A 2,430-nucleotide genomic window follows, 5' to 3' on the forward strand; every position below is an offset into this window, starting at 1 on the left:
GACTAAAGTATATATAAGAAAGAATAGTCACATATATATAGAAAAACATGGTTCCAGTATTCGCTATTAGTATTCCTTTTATGGCTTTTTGTTTTTTTTGTAAGAACGGATAAATAAAATATGCAATTTCTAAGCCTGCATAAGGAGTAATGGTTTCTTTTGTTGCCTTTACAATAGGGTATATGCCATCTTTAAAAATAGGTAGTAGATGTAAAGGATTGTAGTTACTTTTTAATGAAAAAAGAAGAAATAGTGGCATCCAAGTAGTGAAGAAGAAAACAAGCATAGAATAACTAGTAAGAGCCCTTAACCCACTCAGGGCTAAAATGATAAAAGGCAATAGTAATAATATGGCGATTTGATAAGCAGGAGTGGAAGGGAATATCCACACTTTTACAATATCAGTTGCCTTTAATAAAGTATTAAAACCAGCAAAAAATAGATAAAAGGCATATAAAAGAAGAAAAATTGTCCCTAGCCATTTACCAAAGTATGTATTTAAGATCTGAGAGAAATTTTTGTTAGGATTTTTTTGTAACATTAATATAATAATTACGCCAATTATAGAAGTAATTATCCATCCCAGAATGATAGAAATCCAGCCGTCTGTACCAGCGGTAGTGGCAAGAGGGCTTGGCATAATTAACATACCTGATGCAAGTTGCAGTGAATGAATGAAAACAATATATTCGAATAAGGTTATGCTTTGGAATTTAAGGTTTCCCATGCGAACCACCTTCTTTTTTCTTTCTTTGTTTCGGCTGTCCTGTACTCGAGCGGGTGGTGATCATAGAAATAGGAAATCTTACAAAAGAATCTTTTAACTCTTGGAGACGAAATGGTGCAATTGGCAATCCATATGGTGAACCATAGGAAGTTAGTGAAACAAAATGAGCAAATAAGAGCATTAATCCACTAACAATACCTACAATCCCATAAAAATAGGCCAATAACATCATTGGAAAACGAATAAGCCGAATACAACTTGATAAATCATAATTAGAAACAATAAATGATGCAATGGCGGTAATAGATACGATAATAACCATAACGTTACTCACAAGACCAGCTTGAACAGCCGCCTGCCCAATTACAATCCCTCCAACAATTCCAATTGTTTGTCCAATTGGTTGTGGTAAGCGAATACCAGCTTCACGTAGCATTTCTAGTGTGATTTCCATTATAAAAGCTTCCAATAAAGGAGAGAAAGGGACTTTAACTCTTGACGTTGCAATAGAAGTGTATAGATCTAAAGGAATGATTTCAAAGTGAAAAGAGACTATAGCAATATAAATTGCGGGTAAAAAAATAGCTATAATAAATCCTGCAAATCGTAATAAGCGAAAAAATGATGCAATGAGCCAATGTATATTATAATCATCTGGAGTCTGAAAAAATCCAATTAAATTCATTGGGACAATCATCGCACCAGGAGATCTATCAATTAACACTGCTACTTTTCCATCAAGTATATGATTAGAAATGGCATCTGGGCGTTCACTTAAATAAGCCTGTGGAAAAGGAGTCCAATTTTGATCCTTTGTAAAATTAGATAGTTCTCCAATGCTCAATACCGCATCCGTTTTAATTTTACAGATTCTAGTTTCTATTTCTTGGACCACATCTTCGTTTGCTACATCCCCTAAGTAAATTAAATAGACTAAAGAAGTGGCGCGTTCTCCAATTGTCAATTTTTTAATTTTCAATTCAGTAGAAGGAATATATCGACGAATTAAGCCTATGTTTTTTGTGGCATTCTCAATAAACCCATCATGTGAGCCTTTAATAGTAACTTCTGAAATGGGTTCTTGAATCGCTCTCTCTGCCCAACCTTTTGTATTTATTAGAAGGGACCTCTTTTCTCCTTCCATAAACAGTACACATTGTCCCTCAAGTAATCCTTCTTTAATTTCATTCCACGTATATACTATTTTGGTATGAGTAGCAATAATATTAGAATTAAATATTTGACTGTCTTCATTCACTGCTTGTAATAATGGTGTAACAACATTTCCTTTTAATGCAACACCATCTGTAAGGCCTTCAAAATAATATAGTAAAATATTCGTGTTTGTTTTTAATTGCAAAGGATGTTCAATCAAATCTGCACTAATATCAAAGATGTTATCTAATGTGTTTTTAAGTTCATTTAAGTTACTTGTTTGGATTTTTTCAATGGTTATATCTGTCTTAGTTTCTAAGGTCTCTTCATTTAAGGACAAAATTGACACCTCTTTAATATATAACGATTAGTTGTATTTATTATTATTATATGATTGAATTTTATTCATTAATTTAAACTGATTTGGATCAAGAATAACTAAGTTTGATGTGCTATATTATAAATTCAATAATTGAGAGCAAAAAAGCAGATGTAATTTGTGTAGAAATCTAAATACAAGATAGAATTGAAATTTGAATGATTATAAT

Annotated in this window: 2 protein-coding genes; both read right to left on the reverse strand. The window is 32.1% G+C overall.

Going from position 1 to position 2,430, the window contains the following annotated elements; genetic code table 11:
• A partial coding sequence (locus AB3X48_RS21170; protein ID WP_367959907.1) for a GerAB/ArcD/ProY family transporter occupies positions 1 to 727 on the reverse strand: 727 nt, incomplete at its 3' end.
• The gene (locus tag AB3X48_RS21175; RefSeq protein WP_199715095.1) at positions 714 to 2,222 is read right to left on the reverse strand and encodes a spore germination protein; all 1,509 of its coding nucleotides are present in this window, start codon (positions 2,220 to 2,222) and stop codon (positions 714 to 716) included. The genes AB3X48_RS21175 and AB3X48_RS21170, both read right to left, overlap by 14 nt.
• Positions 2,223 to 2,430 lie beyond the last annotated feature (208 nt).

The sequence above is a fragment of the Bacillus sp. S4 genome, assembly GCF_040838205.1.
In the GTDB taxonomy this organism is placed as follows: domain Bacteria; phylum Bacillota; class Bacilli; order Bacillales; family Bacillaceae_G; genus Bacillus_A; species Bacillus_A cereus_U.